This window comes from Chryseobacterium potabilaquae (assembly GCF_902728265.1).
In the GTDB taxonomy this organism is placed as follows: domain Bacteria; phylum Bacteroidota; class Bacteroidia; order Flavobacteriales; family Weeksellaceae; genus Chryseobacterium; species Chryseobacterium potabilaquae.
The window spans coordinates 1-2,127 of record NZ_CACVBR010000096.1; the positions used below are offsets into that span (position 1 = coordinate 1).

The following is a 2,127-nucleotide window of genomic DNA, read 5'->3' on the forward strand; positions in this document are numbered from 1 at the left end:
GTTTTGTGGATGAATTTGACATCAGTGATAAGGCATTAGAGGGTGATTAACGAAAGTGAGCACTATGGAAATAAAAGAAAATAAAGAGGTTGCATAATTTGCCCCACACTTTTTGATGCACTCCTATCCTTGGTCTCGATTAAACAAAAGACATAAAATCTAACTGAAAAACACTTAAATAATTGATTGTTAATGTTTTATTTTTATATTTTTAAAACTTGTTATTCTATTTCAAAATCGAATAATTCTTCAGAATTAAATTCTAAGGCATCTTTAAGCGATTCTTCTGAAAAATCAAAAATTCCATAGAAATTAATATGCTCCCATCTTACAACCATCTTACTGGATACATCTGTTCTATTTTTTCAAAGACTTTTTTTCTTTCATTTTGTTTAGCCTGTGTTAGCTTTTTACTCATATACATGTAGTTCCAGCAGACAATTAAGTTATGGATTAGTGCTTTACAAGCGGTAGCTTGCAGATACTCTTCTTTGGATGATGCCTGTAATTTTCCGTTATTGCCGTAAAATATACGCCTAGCCAACTGATGAACATTTTCCCCTTTATTTAACTGTTCCTGAATCATTTGTCTAAGATTATGATCGTACATATAATCCAATAAAAACTTTGTCCTCACCAATCTTCCCAGATCTCTTAATGCCTGATATAAAGAATTTTGCCTGGCATAGGAGTTAAGTCTTTTTAATAATATTGAAGGTCTGGTATGCCTGAGCTTTATCGTGGCTGCAATAATCCTGAAGTTACACTTTCTGCTACAGAAACCGTCTCACCAATTGTAAGGAGAGAAGTACTAATATAATCAAGTAAGTTTTGCTGGAATTTCATGATGTAAATTTTAGTGTTTATGTACTTTATAAATCCTTGTACGCTGTTATCATCTTAAATAACATCGTAATCATCTACTGTTGTTGCAAAATAATGCTCAATAGTTTCTTTAGCTTTTTTACACATCGTAACAATCTCTTCCTTTGGAGTATCTTCAAAAATAAAGTCTTCAGAGACACTGATAATAAACTCGGTCACTTTTTCTGTGTTCATTAAATCATAGGCCATTAAATCATTGAGATTATCCAGCCTACATTCTTCCTTGAAGAAGGGGATGTTACGGGAAATGGAATTTTTAAACTGAAAGAGATGTATTATTTTCACAGTATCAATATTTATTTATGATGATTTAGAATTATTCCGGAGGTTTTCTTTTGTTTTTACATCAATCCACCTTTTAAGTATGGTTTGTTCTGAAGGGAGTTGATAAAAGCCTCCTGAAAGGATATACAATAAACCGTCCCACAGGTTAACTTTTTTACTAGACTCACGACTGTAATCCCTTAATATTTTCAAATATTCTTGCTCGTATTTTCTGGCTTCAGTTAAAGTATAATTCTTTGGGATATTTTTAATAATATCAAGAGTAATTTTGTTAAAGATTTTTGGAGTATATTTTTCTATAAAGTCTGACTCGAGTTTGCATATATTGATCAGAGGAGCGAGTAATGATAATATTTCATCATAAAAGTTACAAATATTTACCTTCCATGATAATCTTTCTCCTTTCGGTAAAACATGGCTGGCCACTTGGATAAGTTTTTTATGATTCTCTTCAAGTTCATCCGTGTAGGTTTTGTTTTGCTGCCAGAATATAGGTGAATTGATTTTATTTTTTTTAATAATACCCTCCAGTATATATTCAAACTGCATTCTAATATATTTTATATTATCGGCGAGGTCTTCTAAAACAGATTGCCACATATTATGTTGGCTTAGGCTGCAGTATGTACTAAATACCAATCTGGATCTGTTATTAAGGCCTTTTAACTCTTTTAACATTCTAAGAATTTCTGTAGCATCCTTTTCCAGGGTGATATTGGCATTCCTAATATAGAATAAAGCAACAAACGTTGAGTAATAGGCCCTTCTTAAAATATTTTTTTTTCTGAGTTCCAATTTGCTCTTTGGATACTTAGTTAATTTTTTCATCAGAGTTTTATTGTAAATCATGTTTCTTGATAATCTCTTTTTCAAAATATTTTTGTTGTGTTATAAGGGAAATAAGATATTGTCTTAAATCTTTTATCGTGATATTTTTCTCTTTCTCAGAAAAAAATA

Annotated in this window: 3 protein-coding genes; all 3 read right to left on the minus strand. The window is 30.9% G+C overall.

The genetic code is table 11. From position 1 onward, the window contains the following. Positions 1–328: 328 nt before the first annotated feature. The 3 genes from CHRY9293_RS18290 to CHRY9293_RS18305 all read right to left on the minus strand — a co-directional run bounded on the left by CHRY9293_RS18290 (position 329) and on the right by CHRY9293_RS18305 (position 1,998). Positions 329–754 carry a Tn3 family transposase gene (locus CHRY9293_RS18290; RefSeq protein ID WP_162034294.1) on the minus strand — a complete coding sequence of 142 codons (426 nt, stop codon included), beginning with the start codon at positions 752–754 and terminating at the stop codon, positions 329–331. Positions 755–900: 146 nt separating this feature from the next. Further along, positions 901–1,170 (minus strand): heme oxygenase, encoded by a 270-nt coding sequence (locus CHRY9293_RS18300; RefSeq protein WP_162034292.1) that lies wholly within the window; start codon positions 1,168–1,170, stop codon positions 901–903. A gap of 15 nt (positions 1,171–1,185) precedes the next feature. Continuing rightward, positions 1,186–1,998, minus strand: coding sequence for a hypothetical protein (locus tag CHRY9293_RS18305; protein ID WP_162034293.1), 813 nt, complete (start codon positions 1,996–1,998; stop codon positions 1,186–1,188). Positions 1,999–2,127 lie beyond the last annotated feature (129 nt).